The organism is Cellulomonas sp. P1_C4 (assembly GCF_056406355.1).
Genome location: NZ_JBFUAI010000016.1, coordinates 13,882 through 36,797, shown reverse-complemented (window position 1 = coordinate 36,797; position 22,916 = coordinate 13,882). Strand labels below are relative to the sequence as shown.

General features: G+C 72.7%; 18 protein-coding genes, 1 tRNA gene and 1 pseudogene. 5 read left to right on the top strand and 15 right to left on the bottom strand.

Annotation, left to right across the window (positions count from 1 at the left end):
• Window positions 1-30: 30 nt before the first annotated feature.
• Window positions 31-4,740: a DUF4082 domain-containing protein gene (locus tag AC1DYZ_RS13930; protein WP_477065777.1), complete on the bottom strand. Its 4,710-nt coding sequence runs from the start codon at window positions 4,738-4,740 to the stop codon at window positions 31-33.
• Window positions 4,741-4,992: 252 nt separating this feature from the next.
• On the opposite strand from AC1DYZ_RS13930, the gene AC1DYZ_RS13925 reads away from it, so the two are divergent.
• A complete protein-coding gene (locus tag AC1DYZ_RS13925) occupies window positions 4,993-5,595 on the top strand; it encodes an acyltransferase (protein ID WP_477065776.1) in 603 nt (200 codons plus the stop codon).
• On the opposite strand, the gene AC1DYZ_RS13920 is transcribed toward AC1DYZ_RS13925, so the two are convergent.
• The 6 genes from AC1DYZ_RS13920 to AC1DYZ_RS13895 all read right to left on the bottom strand — a co-directional run bounded on the left by AC1DYZ_RS13920 (window position 5,589) and on the right by AC1DYZ_RS13895 (window position 11,647).
• Window positions 5,589-7,100: a sugar transferase gene (locus AC1DYZ_RS13920; RefSeq protein WP_477065775.1), complete on the bottom strand. Its 1,512-nt coding sequence runs from the start codon at window positions 7,098-7,100 to the stop codon at window positions 5,589-5,591. The two genes, AC1DYZ_RS13925 and AC1DYZ_RS13920, sit on opposite strands and share 7 nt — an antisense overlap.
• Before the next feature lie 170 nt (window positions 7,101-7,270).
• The gene (gene pth, locus AC1DYZ_RS13915; protein ID WP_477065774.1) at window positions 7,271-7,897 is read right to left on the bottom strand and encodes an aminoacyl-tRNA hydrolase; all 627 of its coding nucleotides are present in this window, start codon (window positions 7,895-7,897) and stop codon (window positions 7,271-7,273) included.
• An 89-nt stretch (window positions 7,898-7,986) separates the two neighbouring features.
• On the bottom strand, window positions 7,987-8,616 hold the full coding sequence (locus tag AC1DYZ_RS13910; RefSeq protein ID WP_456823130.1) for a 50S ribosomal protein L25/general stress protein Ctc: 630 nt from the start codon (window positions 8,614-8,616) through the stop codon (window positions 7,987-7,989).
• Between the two features lie 262 nt (window positions 8,617-8,878).
• Complete coding sequence (locus tag AC1DYZ_RS13905; protein WP_456823129.1) at window positions 8,879-9,862, bottom strand: ribose-phosphate diphosphokinase; 984 nt, start codon at window positions 9,860-9,862, stop codon at window positions 8,879-8,881.
• Entirely contained in the window at window positions 9,859-11,466 is a 1,608-nt protein-coding gene (gene glmU, locus AC1DYZ_RS13900; RefSeq protein ID WP_477065773.1) for a bifunctional UDP-N-acetylglucosamine diphosphorylase/glucosamine-1-phosphate N-acetyltransferase GlmU, read from the bottom strand. Before glmU ends, AC1DYZ_RS13905 begins: the two co-directional genes overlap by 4 nt.
• A gap of 109 nt (window positions 11,467-11,575) precedes the next feature.
• Window positions 11,576-11,647, bottom strand: a tRNA-Gln gene (locus tag AC1DYZ_RS13895).
• Between the two features lie 104 nt (window positions 11,648-11,751).
• Between AC1DYZ_RS13895 and AC1DYZ_RS13890 the strand changes: the two genes are divergently transcribed.
• Genes AC1DYZ_RS13890 through AC1DYZ_RS13880 form a run of 3 tightly spaced genes read left to right on the top strand, consistent with a single transcriptional unit; the run spans window position 11,752 to window position 14,091 of the window.
• Window positions 11,752-12,351, top strand: coding sequence for a TetR/AcrR family transcriptional regulator (locus AC1DYZ_RS13890; RefSeq protein ID WP_477065848.1), 600 nt, complete (start codon window positions 11,752-11,754; stop codon window positions 12,349-12,351).
• A gap of 35 nt (window positions 12,352-12,386) precedes the next feature.
• Complete coding sequence (locus AC1DYZ_RS13885; protein ID WP_456847032.1) at window positions 12,387-12,911, top strand: MarR family winged helix-turn-helix transcriptional regulator; 525 nt, start codon at window positions 12,387-12,389, stop codon at window positions 12,909-12,911.
• A 4-nt stretch (window positions 12,912-12,915) separates the two neighbouring features.
• Window positions 12,916-14,091, top strand: a complete 1,176-nt coding sequence (locus AC1DYZ_RS13880) for an MFS transporter (protein WP_477065772.1) — start codon at window positions 12,916-12,918, stop codon at window positions 14,089-14,091.
• On the opposite strand, the gene AC1DYZ_RS13875 is transcribed toward AC1DYZ_RS13880, so the two are convergent.
• Window positions 14,088-15,404 carry an ABC-F family ATP-binding cassette domain-containing protein gene (locus tag AC1DYZ_RS13875; protein ID WP_477065847.1) on the bottom strand — a complete coding sequence of 439 codons (1,317 nt, stop codon included), beginning with the start codon at window positions 15,402-15,404 and terminating at the stop codon, window positions 14,088-14,090. The genes AC1DYZ_RS13880 and AC1DYZ_RS13875 overlap by 4 nt on opposite strands.
• A 2-nt stretch (window positions 15,405-15,406) precedes the next feature.
• A pseudogene (locus AC1DYZ_RS13870) lies at window positions 15,407-15,875 on the bottom strand (ATP-binding cassette domain-containing protein); the annotation flags it as partial.
• Window positions 15,876-15,961: 86 nt separating this feature from the next.
• Between AC1DYZ_RS13870 and AC1DYZ_RS13865 the strand changes: the two are divergent.
• The gene (locus AC1DYZ_RS13865) at window positions 15,962-17,170 is read left to right on the top strand and encodes an LCP family protein (RefSeq protein WP_477065771.1); all 1,209 of its coding nucleotides are present in this window, start codon (window positions 15,962-15,964) and stop codon (window positions 17,168-17,170) included.
• 62 nt (window positions 17,171-17,232) lie between these two features.
• On the opposite strand, the gene AC1DYZ_RS13860 is transcribed toward AC1DYZ_RS13865, so the two are convergent.
• From AC1DYZ_RS13860 to AC1DYZ_RS13835, 6 genes are all read right to left on the bottom strand, one after another.
• Window positions 17,233-17,700 (bottom strand): SRPBCC family protein, encoded by a 468-nt coding sequence (locus AC1DYZ_RS13860; protein WP_477065770.1) that lies wholly within the window; start codon window positions 17,698-17,700, stop codon window positions 17,233-17,235.
• Window positions 17,701-17,713: 13 nt separating this feature from the next.
• Complete coding sequence (locus tag AC1DYZ_RS13855; protein ID WP_477065769.1) at window positions 17,714-18,058, bottom strand: ArsR/SmtB family transcription factor; 345 nt, start codon at window positions 18,056-18,058, stop codon at window positions 17,714-17,716.
• A 47-nt stretch (window positions 18,059-18,105) separates the two neighbouring features.
• A complete protein-coding gene (locus AC1DYZ_RS13850) occupies window positions 18,106-19,044 on the bottom strand; it encodes a 4-(cytidine 5'-diphospho)-2-C-methyl-D-erythritol kinase (protein WP_477065768.1) in 939 nt (312 codons plus the stop codon).
• Window positions 19,041-19,979, bottom strand: coding sequence for a 16S rRNA (adenine(1518)-N(6)/adenine(1519)-N(6))-dimethyltransferase RsmA (rsmA, locus tag AC1DYZ_RS13845; RefSeq protein ID WP_477065767.1), 939 nt, complete (start codon window positions 19,977-19,979; stop codon window positions 19,041-19,043). Before rsmA ends, AC1DYZ_RS13850 begins: the two co-directional genes overlap by 4 nt.
• Before the next feature lie 68 nt (window positions 19,980-20,047).
• Complete coding sequence (locus AC1DYZ_RS13840; protein ID WP_477065766.1) at window positions 20,048-21,334, bottom strand: ubiquitin-like domain-containing protein; 1,287 nt, start codon at window positions 21,332-21,334, stop codon at window positions 20,048-20,050.
• A gap of 354 nt (window positions 21,335-21,688) precedes the next feature.
• Window positions 21,689-22,888 (bottom strand): aggregation-promoting factor C-terminal-like domain-containing protein, encoded by a 1,200-nt coding sequence (locus AC1DYZ_RS13835; protein WP_477065765.1) that lies wholly within the window; start codon window positions 22,886-22,888, stop codon window positions 21,689-21,691.
• Window positions 22,889-22,916: the final 28 nt, after the last annotated feature.

The window sequence follows — 22,916 nt, the reverse complement described above, 5'->3', positions numbered from 1 at the left end:
CGACGGCCACGGGCCGGACGTGGGTCCGGGTCAGCCGGACGGGACGAACACGAGGTCGACCCCGTAGGACGCCGTCGAGCTGCCGGACGGGAAGCCTGTGCCGTAGACGTAGGCGCCCCCCGGGACCACCGTGGAGAGCGGGCCGCTCGTCCGGACCGCGGCGAGGCCGTTGGAGGTGACCGCGTACATGCCGGTCGTCGAGTGGTACGCGGCCGTGTAGGTCTGGCCGGGTACGAGCACCACAGGGGTCGGCAGTGCGACCGTCTGCCATCCGGCACCCGACTCGGCCGTCGACGGAGCCTGCGCCAGCAGGTTGTTCGTCGGTCCCCACAGGTTGACCGTGTGCACGCCCGTGTTCGCCGCGCCCTTGTAGAACCTGATCGCCGTGACGCTGCCGGCCACGCTCGTCGTGAACCGTGTCCCCACCTGGACGGCCGCCGGGTCGTTCCAGGCCGGGTTCGTCGGCACCTCCGTGTCCGCCCACAACGAGACGCCCACCGGGGCACCTGTCGCGACGGTGAAGGTCCACGCGCCCGACCCGAGCGCGGTGCCTGCAAGTGTCGTCGCCGTCGAGATCGTCGCTCCCGCCGGGAGTCCCGCGCTCGGCGTGAACGAGACCGTGAGCGTGGCCGGGTCGTAGGCACTGGTGCCGGCGATCGCGCCGCCCGGCCCCGTGAGTGCCAGGACCGGCGTGCCCGACGGCGGCGCCTTGGAGAGGGTCGCCGCCACCGTCGCGGTCGGCGAGACGCCCGTGGCGCCTGCCGGCGGTGCCTGCACCGACACGGTCGGCGCGCTCGGCGGTCCGTTGGTGAAGACGACGTCGACGAAGTAGTTCGTCTGCTGCCAGGTGTCGGTCGGGTAGCCACCGCCGTACTTGTAGCGGCCGTTGCCGACCGCCGGCACGGTCAGCGGGCCGACGGTCTGGTTGGCGACGAACGCGTTCGGCGCAGCCGCGTAGTGGCCCTGCGGAGCCAGGTAGGAGATGACGTACGTCGTTCCCGGCGTGACCTCGTACGGGGTCGAGAACGTCGCCGTCTGCCAACCGGTCGCACTCTCGCCCGTGAAGGTGACCGTCCGCAGCTGCTGCCCGGTCGCGCTCCACAGCGTCCCCGTGTGGGTCCCGCCGTTGCCGGTGCCCTTGTAGAACCGGACGCCGCTGATCACGCCGGTGGCAGTCGGTGTGAATCCGACACCCAGCTCGACGGCTGCGGAGTCGTTCGCCGCCGGTGTCGCCGGTAGAGCTCCACCGAAGATCGTGCAGGGGCACCCGCCCGGAGCGGCGGTGGTGAACGACCAGGTCTGCGCCACCAGGGTGGCGCCGTCGGTCGAGGCGAGGCCGCTCGCCGTCGCCGTATAGACGGTCGAGGTGGCGAGCGCCGCCGACGGCGTGAACGTCAGGGTCCGCCCGTCCGACGACTTCACGCTGGTCCCTGCGACCGTTGTCGTGCCGACCTTGAGGCCGAGCACCCCGGCCGCGGTGAGCGGCGCGTTGAACGTCACAGATACGGGCGCGCTCACCGAGGCTCCGGGATCGCTGGGCGCGGGCGTCTGCGCCACGACCGCGAGCGGCGACGCGTCCTGCGTAAAGACGACGTCCACCAGGTAGCTCGTCGAGCTGGTCGAGCCCGGGTAGGCGTCGGCGTAGGAGTACGACCCGCTGGTCGTCGCGGTCCGCAGGGGTGCGCGCTGGACGCCGGTACCGGAGAACGCCCCGATCGTGGCGGAGTACCTGCCGACGGTCGTGCGGTAGGACGCGACGTACTCGGTGTCCTTGGAGATGTGCACCGGCGTGGCGAACGTAACTGTCTGCCAGCCCTGCGTGCTCTCAGCGGTGAACGTGGCCTGCGCGAGTGGCGTGCTGCCACCGACGGCCCAGAGTGCACCGACATGGGTCCCGGTGTTGTTCGGTCCCTTGTAGAACCGCACGCCGGTGACGGTCCCGTCCACGCTGCTGGCGAACCGGACGCCGAGGGTCACAGGAACCGTGTCGACGTCCTCGAGCAGACCGGGCACGGTCGACTCGTCGTACAGGGACAGCGTGCGCGCGCCGGCAATCTGCGGTGCTGCGGCGGTCGTGAACGACCACGTCTTCGCGCCACTGATGCCTGCTCCGGTCGAGTCGACCGCCGCGACGGTCGCGGTGTACGTCGCCGCGTTCTCCAGGGCCGCGCTCGGCGTGAACGTCACGGTCCTGGTGGCCGCGGTGTAGGCCGTCGTCCCGGCAACAGTGCCGCCGCCGTTCTTGCTGAGGGTGAGCGTCGGTGTGCCGGCGGCGGGCTTCGAGAGGACGACACTCACCGCCGTGCCCGTCGAGACGCTGGACGACCCTGGAAGCGGCTGACTGCCGCCGATCGTCATCGGCGTCCCGTCGACCGTGCCGAACTGCACGTCCACGAAGTAGTTGCTGGCGGAGAAGCTGCTGGCCGGGAAGGTGCCCGCGCCGCCGTAGATCCCCGCCGGCGCGCTGCCGAACCCTCCGGTGGTCGACAGCGGTGCGGCGACCTTGGCCTCGGAGGCGAAGTAGTTCGCGGCGACCGCGTAGTGCCCGGCGGGCGCCGTGTACGACACGACGTAGGCGGTGCCCGGCGTGAGCGCCACGGGGGTCGCGAACTGTGCCGTCTGCCAACCGGTTGCGGTCTCTCCTGTGAAGACGACGGATCCGAGCAGCTGACCGCTCGAGCTCCAGAGCCTGCCGGTGTGAGTCCCGGTGTTACCGGTGCCCTTGTAGAACCGGACTCCGGTCGCGTAGCCGTCGATCGAGGAGGTGAAGCGCAGGCCCAGCTCGACCGCGTCGCCGTCGTTGGCCGCCGGGGTCGCCGGGACCGTCGAGCCGAGCACGCTGCACGGGCACGAGACCGTGACGTTGCGTGTCGTCGGCGTGCCGCCGATGTTCGCACTGTCGTCGACCGCACGAACCTTGATCGGCACCGAGCCGGTCCCGGCCTGCAGGTACGTGTATGTCCACGCTGTCGTCCCGGTGGCGGGGTGCCACCGGGTGCCGCCATCGGTGGAGACCTCGACACCCGCGACGCGCCCGCCGACGTCCGACGCCGTGCCGGTGACGGTGACAGAGGCACCGTTGGCGATCGCCGCACCGGCGGCCGGCGATGTGATGGTTGCGGTGGGAGCGGTGACGTCGGTGGACTTCGTCGCGGCGACGAGGCTGGCCATGAGGGTGGTCGGCTGCGCGGACATGTCGGCGAGGAGGTTCACCGTTGCCTGCTGCATCCGCGGGTCCGCCGCGGCACCGTCACCGTCGTGCGTCTCGTCGAGACCCCACGACCACTGCACGCTGCCCGCCGAGAACACGAGGGCTCCACTGGGGGCCTTGTACATCGTGAGGTGGTGCGTCGTCGTCCCGGGCAGCACGTTGTTGCCGAAGTCCTGCAGATACTCGGGGACGGACCCGACCGTCGTCGACAGCCGCACGAGCCCCGCTGGGCGCGCACCATTGTCGAGGTCCTCGTCGGACTCGTAGCCGACGGTGTGGGCCGCGAGAGCGGCGGTCGTCCCCGTGGCGAGCGTCGCGAGGCTCGTGCCCCGCCAGAGCCGGTACTTGCCCTCGTCCGAGGAGACCGTCACGGGCAGGTCGGAGAAGTTCGACATGTAGATCGTGCCGGTCAGTGCGTTCTCCGGCTTTCCGGCGCCTGCTGTGGTGGAGGCGAACCGGGGGTCGCGCCACGTACCGGTCCACTCGGCGGTCGGGTCGATCTTGGCGTTCGACCACGTCTCCTTGTACGAGACCAGAGTCCGGTACGCCGTGGCCGTGCCGGCGACAGAGTTCTCGTACCGCGTGTGCCAATAGACCTCGTTCCCGCTGAAGAACGCGAGATTCACGCCCGCGTCTCGCGCGGCCTCGACGTTGGCGCGCTGTGCGGCGGACCAGTACTCGTCATGGCCGACCGAGAGGAAGACCTTGTGGTTCTTGATGAGGGCGCCACGCCGGTCCGAGTCGACCCCGGCCATGTAGCTGACGTCGTACCCGTTGCGCTCGAGGAAGCGCACCATCGGGTACTCGGCGCCGAAGTAGAAGTCGCGCTGCGTGACACCGCCCCGCGTCGCGAAGGGTCGGTTGTAGCTGACTTTGTACGCACGGCCGTTGGCGGCGCCCTGGTAGAAGTCCGAACCGCCGTACGTGTTGTACGCCTGCCAGGTCGGGTCCGACGTCTGGAATACCACCGCAGACGTGCTCGCGTCGTTGCGGACGATGAAGGTGATCTGGCTCTCGTCGTCCGTCGCCGGGTCGTGGAGCCGGGCGATGTACACGCCGGACACCGCGGTCGACGGCACGGCCCAGCTGGCCGAGACGGCCCAGTTGCCGCAGTCGTAGATCTCGGTCCCGGCATCCGTGACGCACTGCGGCTGGGTCTGCGGAAGGCTGGCCGACGGAGTGACCGACGCGATCTTGCGAGCGCCGAGGCCGCCGTAGTAGCCCGTGCGGTAGATGTCGATCGTGTAGGCCCGTGCGGCCGTCTTGATCTTGAAGCCGATCGTGCTCCCGACGTTCACCGAGATGTCGGTGGAAAAGCCCTGGATGCCGTTGTCACCCGCGCCGTCGATCTCCCACTCCGAGGGGTCCGCGCCCGGCTTCGAGTTCTCGCAGGCCACGGGGTTGCCACCGGTGCCGCAGGGGTCGGCGGCCGTCGCCGGCGTCGCACCTGCGACGACGAGCAGGGACGCACCAACGGCGAGGGACGCCACGAAGGCGACCGTGCGGCGGGGAGCGAGTCGGGAACGCATGGGTTGCTCCGTAGGATCGGGATCGAGCTCCGGTCGAGCGCGCCTGCCCGGACGCGCCCTTGTCGACGAGGGAGACTCTGTGAGGACTCCTGATACCGGACGATAAGGGACATCTCGGGCGTAAAGCCCCGTTATAGGTAGATATCACCCGGCGTGACACGCGACGTCGCCCAGATGACCTAACGGCCGTCGACCGTGGTGTGCCGGGCACGCCACAATCAGCCGACGACCGATCCCCCTCCAGGAGCTCCCGTGCAGGACAGCAGCCCGACGATCGCCCCGACCGCCGACGTCGACCCGCGCGCCACGATCGGCGCCGGCACCCGGATCTGGCACCTGGCCCAGGTTCGCGAGGAGGCCCGGGTGGGGTCCGACTGCATCGTCGGCCGCGGCGCGTACATCGGCCCGGGCGTCGTCGTCGGCGACCGGTGCAAGATCCAGAACCACGCGCTCGTCTACGAGCCCGCGGTGCTCGAGGACGGCGCGTTCGTCGGCCCCGCGGTGGTGTTCACCAACGACTACTACCCGCGGGCGATCAACCCCGACGGCTCGCTGAAGTCGGCCGACGACTGGCACGCCGTCGGGGTCACCGTCCGCACGGGCGCGTCGATCGGGGCTCGGTCGGTGTGCGTCGCGCCCGTGACGATCGGGCGCTGGGCGCTGGTCGCGGCGGGCTCGGTGGTCACCAAGGACGTCCCGGACTTCGCGCTGGTCGCGGGCGTGCCGGCACGTCGGATCCGCTGGGTGGGTCGCGCCGGGGCGCCGCTGGAGCGCGCCGGCGACAACGCGTGGGTGTGCCCGACGACGGGCGAGCGATACCTCGAGGAGAGCGGCGAGCTGACGCTGGTTCAGTAGGCCCCGGAGCCGCCGAACACCGCGCGCCCCGTCTTCCACAGGATCATCAGGTCCATCGCGACGGACCAGTTGTCGACGTAGCGCAGGTCCAGCCGGACCGACTCGTCCCAGGAGAGGTCGGCGCGCCCGCTCACCTGCCACAGGCCCGTGAGCCCGGGGCGCACGTGCAGCCGGCGGTAGACGGCGTCGTGGTACTCGTCGACCTCGGCCGGGAGCGGCGGGCGGGGGCCCACCAGCGACATGTCCCCGCGGACGACGTTCCACAGCTGCGGCAGCTCGTCGATCGAGTAGCGACGCAGCACCTTGCCGACGCGGGTGATCCGCGGGTCGTCGTGCATCTTGAACATCAGGCCGTCGCGGTCGCTCCGGATCAGCAGGGCCGCCTTGCGCTCCTCGGCGTCGATGTACATGCTCCGCAGCTTCCACATGGTGAACTCGCGCCCGTCCACGCCGATGCGGCGCTGGCGGAAGAACGCGGGACCGCGGCTGGTCAGCCGCACGGCGAGCGCGGCGAAGGCGATGACCGGCGAGGCCGCCAGGAGGATCGCGGCGCCGAGCGTGCGGTCCAGCGCGGACTTCGCGAGCATCCGCCGACGGGGCGACGAGGTCTCGACCTCGAGCAGCGACAGGCCGGCGGTCGGGCGCAGGTGGACCCGCGGGCCGAGCACCTCGACGAGCCCAGGAGAGACGACGAGCTCGACACCGGCCCGGCCGAGCGCCCACGAGAGCCGCCGCAGCGCCTCGCCCGACAGTTCGCTGCCCGAGACGATGACGACGTCGACCTGGTGGTCGTAGGCAACCTGCGGGATGTCGGCGAGCGCGCCCAGCGTGGGGACGCCGTCCTGCGGGGGCTGGTCGGTGATCGCCGGCAGGCACACGCCGACCACCTGGTAGCCGTGGTAGGTGGCGCCCCGGAGGTCGTGGATGAGGTGGTGGACCGACTTGGCGTCGCCGACGACGAGCGTCCGGGACATCGCGATCCCGCGGCTGCGACGCCTGTGCAGGGACCGGCGCAGGAGGTGTCGCCCGATTGCCGTGGCGATCGTCAGGAGGACGATCGTCGCAGCCACCTGGACCCGCGGCAGCGGCATGGCGAGCGCGACGCTGCCGAGAGCGACGATCGCCGCAGCGCCGACGCCGGCGCGCAGCACCGCCTGGAACTCGACCGGCCCGTCACCGAGCGACTTGCTGTCGTATCCGCGCCCTGCGGCGACCATGAGCAGGAAGGCGACACCGGCGACGGCGGCCCACCAGCCCGACGCGGCGCCGAAGGCCGCGGCCGCGCTGATCACGAACGCGGTGATGACGAGGTCCAGGACGAGGGCCTGCCGCACGTAGTGGCCGGCCACCGTGCCCCAGTGCTCCGCGTCGTACGCGGCCAGCGCCGGGCGAGGGTGCGTGACGAACGGCTGCGTCGATGCCCACGAGCGTCGCGGGCCGGTTGCGGCCCTGCGCCGGTCGAGGAGAACATCCATGTTCTCCGCCGGATCCTCGAGGATCGTCATCGTCTACCCGTCCGCCGCCCCTGTGGACCATGTGTCCGAGTCGGAGGCTATGCGCGTAGAACGATACGAGATAGGCCCTTTTGTCCGTTTTCACCCACAGTTCACCCCCTTGGGGCGCTTTGGGCGTCCGGCGCGCTAAGGGCAGGAGCGGCGGTGCGCCGCCCGACAGGTCAGCCCTCGCGCTTCGTGTGGAACTTCAGCTGGGCCGCCTCCAGACCCTGGGTAACGACGAGCTCGACCGCGTCAGCGGCGGCGTCGATCAGCCAGGGCAGGTCCTTGACCTCGGGCTTCGCGAAGTCGCGCAGGACGAAGTCGGCCGCATCCATGCGACCGGGGGGCCGGCCGACGCCGACGCGCACGCGGACGTACTCCTTGGTACCCAGCGCCTTCGTGGTGTCGCGGAGCCCGTTGTGGCCGCCCTCGCCCCCACCGCGCTTGAGCCGGACGTCGGCGAAAGGGATGTCGAGCTCGTCATGCACCAGGACCGTACGGTCGGCGGGCACGTCGTAGTACTTCGCCAGCGCGGCAACGGGGCCGCCGGAGACGTTCATGTACGTCGTCGGCTTGGCCAGCACGACGCGCGGGCCCGGTGCGCCGCCGGGCAGGACCCCGAGGCGCGCCTCGGCGACGGCCGCCTGCGGTCGGCGGGACAGCAGCCCCGACGCGCGGGAGCCGAAGGTGGCCCCCGTCCGGCGCGCCAGCTCGTCGAGCACCATCTGGCCCACGTTGTGGCGGTTGCCCGCGTACTGCGGTCCGGGGTTGCCGAGGCCGACGACCAGCCAGGGTCCGTCGCTCATCGGGTCTCCTCCTGCGGGGTGGGGCGGGGGAACAGCGACGCCCGGCACCGTCAGGAACGGTACCGGGCGTGCTGGGACTACTGGGAGGCTCAGGCCTCGGACTCGGCGGCGGCGGCCGAGGCGGCGGACTGCGACGCAGCCAGGTCCGCGGCGGCGGCGTCGGCGGCAACGTCCTCGGCCGAGGCGTGCGGGACGGTGACGGACACGACGGTGATCTCCGGGTCGGTCAGCAGGACGGAGCCTGCAGGCAGCGTGACGTCGCCGGCGTTGACGCTGGAGCCGCCCGCGAGACCCTCGATGGAGACCTCGACCTCGGTGGGCAGGTGCGTCGCCTCGGCCTCGAGGGACAGCGTCTGCGTCTCGACGACGTGGATGGTGCCGGGCGCCGACTCGCCGACGATCGTCACGGGGACGTCGACGGAGACCTTCTCGCCCTTCTTCACGATGAGCAGGTCGACGTGCTCGATCGTGTTCTTGACGACGTCGCGCTGGACGTCCTTCGTGATCGCGAGCGTGGTCTTGCCGTCGAGCTCGATGGCGAAGAGCGCGTTGGCCTGCTTGACCGCGAGCATCGTGGCGTGGCCCGGGAGGGCGACGTGCAGCGGGTCGGAGCCGTGCCCGTACAGGACGGCGGGGATCTGGTCGGCGCGGCGCAGGCGGCGCGCGGCCCCCTTGCCGAACTCGGAACGGGTGGTGGCGACGAGCTTGACCTCGGACACGTGTACTCCCAAGTGCTGACGTCGGCGCAGTGGACGCGACGTGGCGGCTGTGATGGCGTGGCGTGCGCGACGAAAGCCGCGCGACGCGGATCTAGACAGATGTGGTGGCCTCGACGCGGGACGCAGGACGGGCACGCGGAGGCGCTCGCCCAGTCGATCACGGAGCGCAGATGGTCGTGGAACTTCGTCGACCGTCCTTCGTCCCTCGCCGAGGCAACCTGGAGAGCCTACCCGGTCGAGGGCGCTGAGCCCAACCCGCTGGTCAGGCCTGGCCGTCGAACAGCGAGGTGACCGAGCCGTCGTCGAAGACCTCGCGAATGGCCCGCGCGATCAGCGGCGCGATCGACAGCACCGTGAGGGTGGGGAAACGGCGGTCGTCGGCGATGGGCAGGGTGTCCGTGATGACGACCTCGCGCGCGCCGCAGTTCTGCAGGCGGTCGACGGCGGGGTCCGACAGCACGCCGTGCGTCGCGGCGACGATGACGTCCTTGGCGCCGGCCTCCAGGATGACGCGCACGGCGCCGGCGATGGTGCCCGCCGTGTCGATGAGGTCGTCGACGAGCACGCAGCTGCGGCCCTCGACGTCGCCGACCACGCGGTTGGCGACGGTCTTGTTGGGGCTGCGGATGTCGCGCGTCTTGTGCACGAACGCCAGCGGTCCGCCGCCCAGCTTCGCGGCCCACTGCTCGGCCACGCGGATGCGGCCGGCGTCGGGCGAGACGACCGTGACGTTGGTCGTGTCGACCCGGCTGCGCACGTACTCCGTGAGGATCGGCATGGCCCACAGGTGGTCGACGGGGCCGTCGAAGAAGCCCTGGATCTGCGCCGCGTGCAGGTCGACGCTCATCAGCCGGTCGGCGCCCGCGGTCTTGAACAGGTCCGCCATGAGGCGCGCGGAGATCGGCTCGCGGCCGCGGTGCTTCTTGTCCTGGCGGGCGTACCCGTAGAACGGCGCGACGACGGTGATCGTCTTGGCGGAGGCCCGCTTCAGCGCGTCGACCATGAGCAGCTGCTCCATGATCCACGTGTTGATCGGCGACGCGTGGGACTGCAGCACGAAGGTGTCGGCACCGCGCACGGACTCCCCGAAGCGCGTGTAGATCTCGCCGTTCGCGAACTCGTACGCCGTCGTCGGCAGGAGCTCAATGCCCAGGTGGGCCGCGACGCTGGTGGCGAGGTCGGTGTGCGCGCGCCCCGAGAGGAGCACCAGACGCTTCTCGCCGTCCGAGGAGATGATCCCGGTCATCGTGCGGAGTCCTTTGTGTTCGAGTCGGTCGGGGAGTCGGGACGGGCGGGCGGTGGGGTGTCTGCCGACGCCGACGAGGCGCGCTCGCGCTCGGCCCGGGCCTGCGGCGACAGCTCGTCGGCAGCCGGACGACGGACCACGGCGGCCGCGGCGGGGGTGCCGGCCCGCGCGCGGGCGACCCAGCCCTCGATGTTGCGCTGCGCACCGGCGCTCACGCCGAGCGCCCCGGAGGGCACGTCGCGACGGATCACGCTGCCGGCTCCGGTGTAGGCCCCGTCGCCGATGGTCACGGGCGCGACGAACATGTTGTCGGCGCCCGTGCGGGCGTACGAGCCGATGGTCGTGCGGTGCTTGTTGACGCCGTCGTAGTTGACGGTCACCGAGGCCGCGCCGATGTTGGTGTGCTCACCGATCGTCGCGTCGCCCACGTAGGACAGGTGCGGGACCTTCGAGCCGGTGCCGATCTGGGCGTTCTTGGTCTCGACGAACGTGCCGATCTTCCCGTCGTCGCCGAGCACCGTGCCGGGGCGCAGGTAGGCGAACGGGCCGACGCTGGCGTCCGCACCGATCACCGCGAGCAGGCCGTGCGTCCGCACGACGCTGGCCCGGGGGCCCACCTCGACGTCCGTCAGGGTGGTGTCGGGGCCCACCGTCGCGCCCTCGCGGACCACCGTGGCGCCGTGCAGCTGCGTGCCGGGCAGGAGCGTGACGTCCCGCTCGAGCTCGACGTCGACGTCGACCCACGTGGTCGCCGGGTCGACGACCGTGACGCCCTCGCGCATCCAGTCGTCGAGGATGCGGCGGTTCAGCTCCGCGCGCAGCACCGACAGCTGGACGCGGTCGTTGACGCCCTCGACCAGCACCGGGTCATCCGTGCGCAGCGCCCGCACGTGGCCGCCGTCGGTCCGCGCGATCGCCAGGACGTCGGTCAGGTAGACCTCGCCCTGCGCGTTGTCGCGGCCGAGCCGGCCGAGCGCGCCGCGCAGCACCCCGGCGTCGAACACATAGATCGAGGAGTTGATCTCGGTGATCGCGCGCTGGGCGTCGTCGGCGTCCTTCTCCTCGACGATGCCGAGCACGTCACCCGTGCCGGGCTCACGCAGGATCCGGCCGTAGCCGGTGGGCTCCGCCACCTCCGTGGTGAGCACCGTGACGGCGTTGCCGTCGGCGTGGTGGGCCTCGAGCAGCTCGTGCAGCGTCGCGGCGTCGAGCAGCGGCACGTCGCCGGCGATGACGACGACGGCCCCGACCACCTGCGCGTGCGTGGCCGAGCCGGCGGTGGTGTCGGCGGCGGCGTCCGCCTGCGCGGCGGCGTCGAGCGCCGTCATCGCGACCTGGACGGCGCGGCCCGTGCCGGGGATCTCGTCCTGGTCGGCCAGCAGCGCCTGCGGATCCACCTCACGCACGTGCGCGGCGACGCGCTCGCGCTCGTGGCGGACGACGACCAGGACGCGGCCGGGGTCGAGGGCGCGCGCGGTGGCCAGCGCGTGGCCGACCATGCTGCGGCCGGCAAGGGTGTGCAGGACCTTGGGAGTCGCCGAGCGCATCCGGGTTCCTTCACCTGCGGCGAGGACGACGACGGCGGCTGGGCGGGGGAACGTCACCTGGGGGTGCTCCTCGCGGATCTGCCCGGGTCCCGGGCGGCGGATCTCGTGCGCACCGTGCACTCTACCTGCGCGCGGCGGTCGCTTCCGCCGCGCGGGGTCCTCACGGCTCCGCCCCCAGGATTCGAACCTGGACTGCACGGCTCCAAAGGCCGGCGTGCTGCCGTTACACCAGGGCGGACCGACGCCGAAGGCGCCGCGGTCGCCAAGTCTGCCAGGCAGGGCGGGCCCTCACGGCATGATGGGCGCGTGGCCACCGACAGCAAGCGCGCACCCCGCTCCCGCATGACGGGGACGCAGCGGCGCGCCCAGCTGCTCGACGTCTCGCGCCGCCTGTTCGCCGAGAAGGGCTTCGACGGCACCAGCGTCGAGGAGATCGCCGCCCGCGCCGGGGTGTCCAAGCCCGTCGTGTACGAGCACTTCGGCGGCAAGGAGGGCGTCTACGCCGTCGTCGTCGACCGCGAGATCCAGGCCCTGACGACGGCCCTCACGGGTGCGCTCGAGGTGGGCGGGCACCCCAAGGAGGTGGTCGAGCGGGCGACACTGGCGCTGCTCGGGTACATCGAGGCCTCCGAGGACGGCTTCCGCATCCTGGTGCGGGACTCGCCCGTCGCCCAGGCGACCGGCACGTTCTCCAGCCTGATCGGGGACGTGGCGACGCAGGTCGAGCACCTGCTGGCGGACCAGTTCAAGAACCAGGGGCAGGACCCGAAGACGGCGCCCATCTACGCGCAGATGCTGGTCGGCATGGTCGCGCTCACGGGGCAGTGGTGGCTCGACGCCCGCAGCCCGAGCAAGAACGTGGTCGCCGCCCACCTGGTGAACCTCGCGTGGAACGGGTTGTCGGGGCTCGAGCGTCGGCCCACGCTGACCGGCAGCGGATGACGGGGATCTCTGTCGACGTCGAGTAATCTCGCGTCATGGTGGCACGCACGTCCCCGGACGCCCCGGGGTCCCGCGACGAGGTCGATCGGATCGTCCTCGCCTGGGAGCGCGAGCGCCCGGACCTCGACGTCCGCCCGCTGACGGTCCTCTCGCGTGTCAGCCGCCTCGCGCGGCACCTGGACCTCGCCCGCCGGTCGGCGTTCGCCCGTCACGACCTGGAGACGTGGGAGTTCGACGTCCTCTCCGCGCTGCGGCGGGCCGGCGCCCCCTACCGCCTCTCCCCCGGCGCGCTGCTCACCCAGACCCTGGTCACCAGCGGCACCATGACCAACCGGATCGACCGGCTCGCGGAGCACGGCCTGGTCGAGCGGCAGCCGGCTCCCGACGACCGCCGCGGCGTCCTGGTGCAGCTCACCCCGGCCGGGCTGGCCCGGGTCGATGCCGCGTTCGCCGACCTGCTCGACGTCGAGCGCGGCCTGCTGGGCGACCTCGACGAGGCCGACCGCGACCGGCTCGCCGACCTGCTGCGCGAGGTGACCGCGCCGTTCGACGCGTCGTGAGGGCATGACGGCGGCGCGGTCCGCCGCCCGGGGACTCCTGCTCGCCGCCGTCCTGCTGTACGCCCTGAACCTGCGCGCGCCGATCACCGCGCTGGCCCCGGTGGTCGACGACGTCCGCGCCGACCTCGGCCTCAGCGCCGCGAGCGTCGGCCTGCTCACCGGCATCCCGGTCCTGTGCTTCGCGCTGGCGACGCCCCTCATGGCGGTGCTGCTCGGGCGGCTGGGCACCGGTCGGGTGGTCGCGGCGTCGCTGGTCACCGTGCTGGCCGGCACGCTGCTGCGGTCCTCCGACGGGTTCGCCACCGCGCTCGTCGGCACCGTCCTCATCGGCGTCGCCATCACCGCCGGCAACGTCGCGGTGCCCGTGGTCATCGGCCGCGACTTCCCCGGCCACGTGCCGCGCGTCACCGGCCTCTACACGGCCGCGCTCAACGGCGGGAGCGTGCTGACCACCACGCTGACCGCCCCCCTGGCCGCCGTGGTCGGCTGGCGGTGGGCGCTCGCGTCGTGGGGGCTGCTCGCGGTGGCGGCCCTCGTGGTGTGGCAGCGCGCGTACCCGTTCGGGAAGGCCGAGCCCGTCGTGCTCGTCGCGACCACGGGCGCCCCGAACGTGTGGCGGCGACCCGTCACCTGGCTCCTCGCGGTGGCGTTCGCCGGGCAGGCGTTCGGCTACTACGCGGTCAGCGCCTGGCTGCCGTCGCTGCTGCACGACACCCTCGGGCTCGAGCGCGCCGCGTCGGGCGGGGCCGCGGCGCTGTTCCAGCTGTTCGGGATGGTCGGCGGCATCGCGGTGCCGATCGCGCTCGGGCGGCGCGCGCCCGTGGCGGCGGTGTCCGCGGCGATCGCCGTCGGCTGGATCGCGCTGCCCGTCGGCCTGCTGCTGGCCCCGGCGGGATGGGCCCTGTGGTGCACGTTCGCGGGCGTGGCGCAGGGCGGGAACTTCGCCGTCATCTTCACCGTGATCGCCTCGACCGCCGGCTCGCAGGCCGCCGCCCGTCGCATGTCCGCGACCGTGCAGAGCATCGGCTACGGCTGCGCGGCGCTCGGTCCGAGCGTGCTCGGCGCGGTGCACACGTCGAGCGGGGGGTGGACCGCGCCGCTGCTCGTCGTGCTCGGGGCGGTGCTCACCATGGGCACGGCGTCGGCGCTCGCCCTGCGCAGCATGCGACGCGAGGCCTAGCCGACGATCTCCGCGGCCTCCATCCAGGCCGTCTCCAGCTCGTCCTTCTCGACGGCCAGCGCGCGCAGCTCCGCGTCGAGCGCGACGACCGCCTGGTGGTCGGTCGCCTGGTCCGACATGCGCTGGTGCAGGACGGCCTCCTGATCGGCGATGCGGGACAGGCGCCGCTCGATCCGGGCGATCTCCTTGCGGGCGGTGCGCAGGTCGGCGGTCGAGACCGTGGCCGGCGCCGCCGTGGTCGCGGGCCGGGCGTCCAGCGGGGACGACGCCGTCGCCTCCGCGTTCCGGCGCAGGTCGAGGTACTGCTCGACCCCGCCCGGCAGCTGGCGCAGCAGGCCGTCGCCCAGCAGCGCCATCTGCGTGTCGCACACGCGCTCGAGCAGGTAGCGGTCGTGCGAGACGACGATCAGGGTGCCCGGCCAGCCGTCCAACAGGTCCTCGAGCGCGGCCAGGGTGTCGGTGTCCAGGTCGTTGGTCGGCTCGTCGAGCAGCAGCACGTTGGGCTCGCCGACGAGCAGCCGCAGCAGCTGCAGCCGGCGCCGCTCACCGCCCGACAGGTCGCGCACGGGGGTCCGGGACCGCTCGCGGTCGAAGCCGAGCCGTTCGACCAGCTGGGCCGCGGTCAGCTCCTTGCCGCCGACGACCACCGACCGCTTCTCGCTCTCGATCACCTCGATCACGCGCATGGCGGACAGCTCGTCGAGCTCCTCGACGTCCTGGGTGAGCTCGGCGACCTGGACGGTCTTGCCGCGCTTCACCCGGCCCGTGGTCGGTTGCTGCCGTCCGGACAGGAGCCGCAGCAGCGAGGTCTTGCCGGCGCCGTTGACGCCGACCAGGCCGACGCGGTCGCCGGGGCCGAGCCGCCACGTGATGTCGTGCAGCAGCACCCGGTCGCCGTAGACCACCGACGCGTCCTCGATGTCGAGCACGTCCTTGCCCAGCCGGGCAGTCGCCATCCGGGTGAGGCTCAGCTGGTCGCGCGGCGGCGGTTCGTTCTCGATGAGCGCGTTTGCCGCGTCGATCCGGAACTTGGGCTTCGACGTCCGGGCCGGCGCGCCCCGGCGCAGCCAGGCCAGCTCCTTGCGGAGCAGGTTCTGCCGCTTCTCCTCGGTGGTCGACGCGGTCCGCGCCCGCTCGGCGCGCGCCAGCACGTAGGCCGCGTAGCCGCCCTCGTACTGGTCGACGGTCCCGTCGTGCACCTCCCACGTCCGCGTGCAGACGGCGTCGAGGAACCAGCGGTCGTGGGTGACGACGACGAGCGCGCCGTTGGAGCGCTGGAAGCGCTCGACCAGGTGCCCGGCGAGCCAGGCCACGCCCTCGACGTCGAGGTGGTTGGTGGGCTCGTCGAGGACCAGCACCTCGTCGTCGCGGACCAGCAGCGCGGCCAGGGCGACGCGGCGGCGCTGGCCGCCGGACAGGGTCGCGACGTCGGCGTCGAGCGCCACGTCGGCGAGCAGGCCCGTGTGGACCGAGCGGATGCGGGAGTCGGTCGCCCACTCGTGCTCGTCGGCGGACCCGTGCACGACGTCGAGGACCGTGCTGCCCGCCAGGAGGTCGTCGCGCTGCTCGAGGACGGCCACGCGGACGCCGCCGGCGCGCGTCACGCGTCCGTCGTCGGGACCCTGGATGCCGGCCAAGACGCGCAGGAGGGTCGACTTGCCGGCGCCGTTGGGGCCGACGACCCCGATCCGCTGGCCGTCGTCGAGCCCGAGGGAGACCTCGTCGAGGAGGGTGCGCGTGCCCAGCGTGAGCGTGACGCGGTCCGCGCCGAGAAGGTGAGCCATTTGCGTGAAGGCTACCCGCAGACCCGCACCAACCCTCCACGCCGACGGCCCATACCGGCCCTGACCTGCGGGCTAGCGTCCGGAGGATGACGCAGCACGCGAGGGAGCGCCGTCGGACGTGGCCGCGGGCGGTCGGCCTCGGGGTGGTCGGCCTCCTGGCGTTCGGCGCCGGCGGCACGGCCGCCGTCTACCTGAGCCTGCAGTCCAACATCGAGGAGGTCGACCTCACCGGCCTGGTGGGTGACGAGCGATCGCGACCCTCGCCGAGCGCGTCGGCTCCGGGCGACGCGCGGGCCGGGTCCGCGGTGAACCTGCTGATCATCGGGTCCGACGACCGCAGCGGCGAGAACGCGTCGATCGGCGGCGCGAACGAGGGGATGAGCTCCGACACCACGATCGTCGCCCACGTTTCCGCCGACCGGTCGCGGGTCGAGCTGGTGTCCATCCCCCGCGACCTGCTGGCCGACCGCCCGTCCTGCACGATGTCGGACGGGTCCACGACCCCGGCCCGGTCGAACCGTCAGTTCAACGAGGCGTTCGCGGTCGGCTGGGACCACGGCCACGACGTCGAGTCCGCCGCCGGGTGCACGTGGAAGACGGTCGAGAGCCTCACCGGCGTCCGGCTGGACGGCCTGGTGCTGGTGGACTTCGTCGGCCTGCGCGACATGGTCGACGCCATCGGCGGGGTGCCGATGTGCCTGCCCACCGACCTCGACGACTCGCTGACGGGCCTGCACGTCAAGGCCGGACCGCAGGTGTTCGACGGCACGACGGCCGTGCAGTTCGCCCGCGCCCGGCACGACATCGGCGACGGCTCCGACACCGGCCGGATCACCCGCCAGCACGACCTCATGGCCGCGATGTCCCGCTCGGTGCTGAGCCGGGACGTCCTGACCAGCCCCACGGCGCTGCTGCAGTTCGCCCAGGCTGCGACGAGCTCGCTGACGGCCAGCTCCGGGTTCCGGAACCTCACCGACCTGACCGGCTTCGGCCTGTCGCTGCGCAACCTGCAGGCGGACCGGATCGTGTTCGCGTCGATGCCCACGGCGGTGGCGCGGTCGGACACGAACCGTCGGGAGGCCACGCCGGAGGCGGCCGAGCTGTGGGCGCGGATCGCCGCGGACCAACCCGTCGGCGAAGAGCCGGCCCCACCGGTCGCGGCGGCCGACCCGGCAACCGCTCCCCCGCCGGTCGCGACGACCGACCCCGCGACCGCTCCCCCGTCGGTCGAGACCCCGTGGACCCCGCCGGGCGGCGTCCTGACGTCGGCCGACGGCGCCACCGGCTGCGCCTGAGCAGGTCGAACCCGACCTGAGTGCCGTCTCGACGAACCGAGGCGGCACCCAGGTCGGGTTCGTCAGCGCGCGAGGTACGCCGCGAGGGTCTCGAGGATGCCGCGGAAGCCCTCCTCGCGCCCGCTGCCGTCCTCCTTGCCGTCCAGGTAGACGCCCTGCTCGGTGAACGTGACGCGGGTGCCGCCGTCGACGGCCTCGAACTCGGTCGTCGTCAGGCTCGTCGACAAGTGCTCGCCGTCCACCCACATGTCGTAGGTAGACACGATCCGCTCGCGCTCGACGATGTCCGTGTAGGTGGCGACGTACCGGCTGGTCGGCCCGTTGTGCCACTGGCCATCCTGCACGCTCTGCCCGCCGACGCGGAACTCCTCGGAGGCCTCGGTCTCGGTGAAGTTCTCCTCGGTGCCGAACCACTGGGCGTGCTGCTCCGGGACGGCGAACGCGTCCCAGACCCGCTCGATCGGCGCGTCGAACGTGCGGTCGATGACGAAGGTCGCGTGCGCGATGCTGCTGCTGGTCTGCGTGGTCATGATGGTCGTCCTCTCAGGTGGGTCGGATGTCGTCGCCCGTCGGCGCCTTGAGAAAGTCGCCGAGCCGGTCGAGCCGACGCTCGGCCGGGAGCCGCTGCCTGCCCAGCCACTGGCCGGCACCCGTCAGGGCGTCAGTCGCGAGCTGGACCGTGCGGACGCGGCCGATCTTGTGCGAGGTGACGATGCCCGCGTCCTCGAGCACGGCGAGGTGCTGGTGGACGGCGGGCAAGGACATCGCGAACGGCTCCGCGAGCTGGCTGACGGAGACCGGGCCGCGCACCAGCCGTTCGACCATCGCGCGTCGGCTCGCGTCGGACAGGGCCTTGAAGACCTTGTCCAGCTCGCCATTGTTAAGCATGCACTTAAGTATTGCCCCCGACGAAGCGGTGTCAAGGGGTGTGCGGATCAGTCGGTCGTGCTGACCACGCGCGCGCCCGCGACCGGGCCGGCGCCGGTCAGCACACGGTCGGCGACCCCGGAGGCCGTGAACGCCGCCGCGAGCACCAGGGCGTGCTGCCGGCTGCGGCCCAGGGCGGCGATCGTGGGCCCCGAGCCGGAGACGACGACGCCCAGCGCGCCCGCGTCCTGCGCGACCGCGAGCGGCTCGGCCAGACCGGGATCGAGCTCGAGGGCCGCCATCTGTAGGTCGTTGTGCAGGGCCGCGCCGAGCGCCCGCGGGTCGCCCGCGCGCAGCGCCTGCATGAGCGGGACGTCGTCCTCCTGGTCGGGCACGATCGCCGAGCCGTGCAGCTCGTCGAAGGCGGCGTAGACCGCGGCGGTCGACAGCCCGCGGTCCTGCACGGCGAACGCCCAGTGGAACTCCCCGCGGCACAGCGCGGGCGTGAGCAGGTGACCCCGGCCCGAGCCGACCGCGGTGTGGCCGGCCAGCGCGAACGGCACGTCGGAACCGAGCTCGGCAGCGAGCCCCAGCAGGTCGTCCCGGCTCAGGCCGGTGCGCCAGAGGGCGTCGCACGCGACGAGCGCGGCCGCGGCGTCGGCGGACCCCCCGGCCATGCCGCCCGCCACGGGCACGCCCTTGTTGAGGTGCAGGTGCACGCCGTCGTCGATCCCCGCGTGCTCGGCGAGCAGGGCCGCGGCACGCAGCGCGAGGTTGGTCTCGTCGGTGGGCACCAGCTCGGCCTGGGGGCCGCTGACGCTGAGCTCCCGGCGGTCGGCGGGCGTCGCGACGACCTCCTCGAACACCGACACCGCCTGGAACACCGTGGACACGGCGTGGTACCCGTCGTCCTCGCGTGGACCCACCCGCAGCGAGAGGTTGACCTTGCCAGGCGCGCGGACCTTGACCTCGTGCTCGGGCAGCGGGGCCACGGGGGTCAGCGTCACGGCTCCACTGTGCCAGGCCGCCCGGCGACCGGCGCGAGATGCTCAGCGATGCGCGCGAACCCGCCGATGTCCACCCGTTCGCCGCGGGCCTGCGGGTCCACGCCGGCCGCCTCGAGGGCCGTGACGGCCGCGTCCGCCGAGCCGGCGAGGGACGCCAGCGCCGACCGGAGCATCTTGCGGCGCTGCGCGAACGCGGCGTCGACCACCGCGAACACGGCTTCCCGCGAGGCGTCGGTGACCGGCGGCTCGCGGCGGTCGAACCGCACGAGCGCCGAGTCGACGTTCGGGGCCGGCCAGAACACCGTCCGCCCGACGGTGGCCGTCCGGCGGGCGGACGCGTACCAGGCGGCCTTCGCCGACGGGACCCCGTAGGTCCGGCTGCCGGGGGGCGCGGCGAGGCGGTCGGCCACCTCGGCCTGGACCATGACGAGCACCCGCTCGAGCGAGTCGAACCGCTCGAGGAACGTGAGCAGCACCGGCACGGAGACGTTGTAGGGCAGGTTGGCGACGAGCGCGACGGGCGGGGGGCCCGGGAGCGCGCGCACGTCGAGCGCGTCGGAGAGCACGATCGTCAGGCGGTCGCGGCCGGCATCGTCGCGCAGCACCACGGGTTCGTCGTCGGCCCCCGCCACGACGGTCAGCCCGGGGACGTGCCGGGCCACCGTGTCCGGCAGGAGCCGGGCCAGCGTCGGGTCGATCTCCACGGCGACGACGTCCGCGCCGGCCTCCAGCAGGCCCAGCGTCAGCGACCCGAGGCCGGGGCCGATCTCCACCACGCGGTCGCCGTCGGCGACGTCGGCCTGGCGCACGATCTTGCGCACGGTGCCGCCGTCGAGCACGAAGTTCTGGCCGAGCTGCTTGGTCGGGCGCACGCCCGCGCGCTCCGCCAGCTCGCGGATCTCCGCAGGCCCGAGCAGCGTGGTGGTGGTCGACATGCGCACGAGCCTAGGCGAGCACCACAGAAGCCCCCGCCCGGAGGACCGGGCGGGGGCTTCTGAGGCGATCAGCTGAAGAGGTTCTTCCCGCAGACGGGCCACTGGCCGGCGCCCGAGCGGTTGTAGAGCATCTTCGCGCGAGCCGTCTGCTCGTCGGGCGACGCCTGCGACGGGAGACCGGAACCGCCGACGGCGGCCCACGTGCTCAGGGAGAACTGGTACAGCCCGTAGTACTTGCCGCTGCCGGAGACCGACGCGGGGTTGCCGCCGGACTCGCAGCGGGCCAACGCGGCCCAGTTGAGCGAGTCGGCGCTGCCACCGGCGGTGACCGGCGTGCCGGCCGACGCGGGAGCACCGGCGGCCGCGGGAGCCTTGGCAGCTGCGGGCGCCTTCTTGACGACGACCGGGCGCGCCTTGGTGCCGACGCTCAGCACCTCGTCCACGGGGGCCTGGGTGACCGCGTCGGATAGCGTGACGCGGCCGGACTCGGCGCCGTCGACCGTGGTGACCCGCTCGACGATCGTGCGGACGCCGGGGACGCCCGCGGTGACCGTGCGCTTCTGGTCGACGTACAGCGTCGCGTCCTGCTGCGTGCTCGACGCGAACGCGACCTCCTGCGTCGTCGTCACGTCCTGCGTCACGATGCGGTTCACGACGACCTGGACCCGACCCGCGTCGGTGCGCACGACCGAGACGCGGTCGAGCGGGTTGAGCGTCACGCCGAGCTCGCCGAGCACCTGGGCGACGCGCGCGTCGGCGTCGACGACCGGGAGCGTCTGCCCGTCGACGACGACGTCGGCCGGCCCATGCACGGCGAGGTCGAGGGACATCTCCGGCCGGCCGCCGGCGGCGGACCGCGAGGCGACGAGCGCGACCGACTGGCCGCGGGCCGACAGGGAGTCGAGCGCCTCGTCGGCGGACAGCGCGGTCGTCCAGACGGACTGCTCCTGCCCGTCGACGTTCACGGCGACCTGGTGCGCGTGGCGGACGACGATCTCGGCGCCCTCGCCCAGCGAGCCGTCCTGGCTCACGACGTCACGGGCGCCGACGACGACACCCTCGTTCTTCAGCAGCCCGTCGACCGAGCCGGCGAACGTGCTCAGCTGCGTGACGTCGCCGTCCACGTCGAGCGTGACCGACTTCTGCGCGTGCGCGAACGCTGCCGAGCCGCCCGCGAGGACGAGTGCCAGGGCGGCGGCGGTGATGGGGAGGATGCGTGCCCGACCGGACCGACGGTCCTTCGTGCGGGGCTGGTCCGGGCTCTCGGGCTCGGACGTGGCGCGGGATCGCGCGGAAGGACCAGGGGTAAGGGTCGAGAACTGCACGGGGCTCCAGCCGTCGAGGTGCCCGGGCACGGGGGGCGGGACGCGCCGCGTGTGCGACACCCGGCGGTAGGCCCGGAGGCCTTGCGGACACCCGGAGGGGGGCGTCACCCGTCGGTCCCGGATCCCCGATCCGGCCGTCACGGCGGCCCACACGGAGCGGGCGCCGACGCCCAGCGGGACCGGTCCTCGGCACAGGTGGGCCGATGTCCAGATCGCGAGGCGAGATCGACCGTAACCGGATCGTGACCCGATTGCCAAGCGCGCCTACCCGGCTCCGCGCTAGAAATGTGCCGCTTTTACGCCCACATCGGGCGTCGGCCCACGTCAGCAGGCGTGAGCGCCGTCACAGGGCCAATTGCCCATGCACCGGGTGAATCCGGTGAATCAGTACCAGCCCGCGGACTCGTGGTGCGACCAGGCGCCGCACGGGTTGCCGTAGCGCCCGCCGATGTAGTTGAGGCCCCAGGTGATCTGGGTGGCCGGGTTGGTCTGCCAGTCGGCCCCGACCGACGCCATCTTCGAGCCCGGCAGCGCCTGCGGGATGCCGTAGGCACCGGAGGACCGGTTGGCGGCGTTCACGCGCCAGCCGCTCTCCTGGTTCCACAGCGAGAGCAGGCACGCGAACTGGTCGTCGCCCCAGCCGCGGGCCGCCGCCAGCTCCTTGCCCAGCGCCTGTGCGGTGCCGGGCGCGACGGCGACGACGGTGGGGTCCGGGAGCTCGCCGGTGCCGACCTTGGTGACCTGCGTGACCGGCGCGGTCGTGACCACCGAGGCGAGCGGGGTGCGGCCGACGACGACTCCGCCGACCACCTGCAGCTCGTACGTCGTGGTGCGCACGCCGGCCCGGCCCTTGGTGGTGACGACCGTGTTGCCCTTGACCATCCCGGGGTCCTCGACCTCCTGGGACTCGAACGGCACGGCCTCGGTCACCGTCTCGCCGGTGGTGCTCGCGCGGGTCACCAGGACCACCAGCCCGTCCACCGCGGTGGCGTCGAGCGGGACCGAGACCTGGTCGCCGTCCTGCAGGACGAGCCCGATGTCGCGCAGCGAGTCGCGCACGGTGGCCGCGCTGCTCACGCCGTCGATGACCTGGCCGTCGACCACGAGATGGATCGTCTTGAGCGTCGAGACCCGGAGCACGTCCCGGCCCAGCTCCGCGGAACGGGACGCCGAGAGGCGCACTTCGTCGTCGCGCAGCCCCAGCCCGTCCACGGCCTCGCCGACGGTCAGCGCCGTGGTCCAGACCGCGCGCTGCGCGCCGTCGACCTCGACGGCCATCTCATGCCCGTGACGCACGACGATCTGGCCCGCGCGGGAGATCGGCTGGTCGACCGCGGGGGCGACCAGGTCGCGCTCGCCGACGGCGATGTCACCGCTCGCGAGCATGTCCCCGACGGTCCGGCCGAACGCCTCGACCTGCACCGACGTGCCGTCGACGTCGACCGTCACGGTCTTGTGCAGCACCGCGAACGCGCTCGTCGCACCCGCCACGACGGCGAGCACGGCGGCCTGGGCCACCACCTGCACGGCTCGCCGTCCACGGAGTCGGCGACGCTGCGTCGCACGCTCCTGGACGGGGCTCACGCGGTGGTTCCTCTCGGCCGGTGCCCGC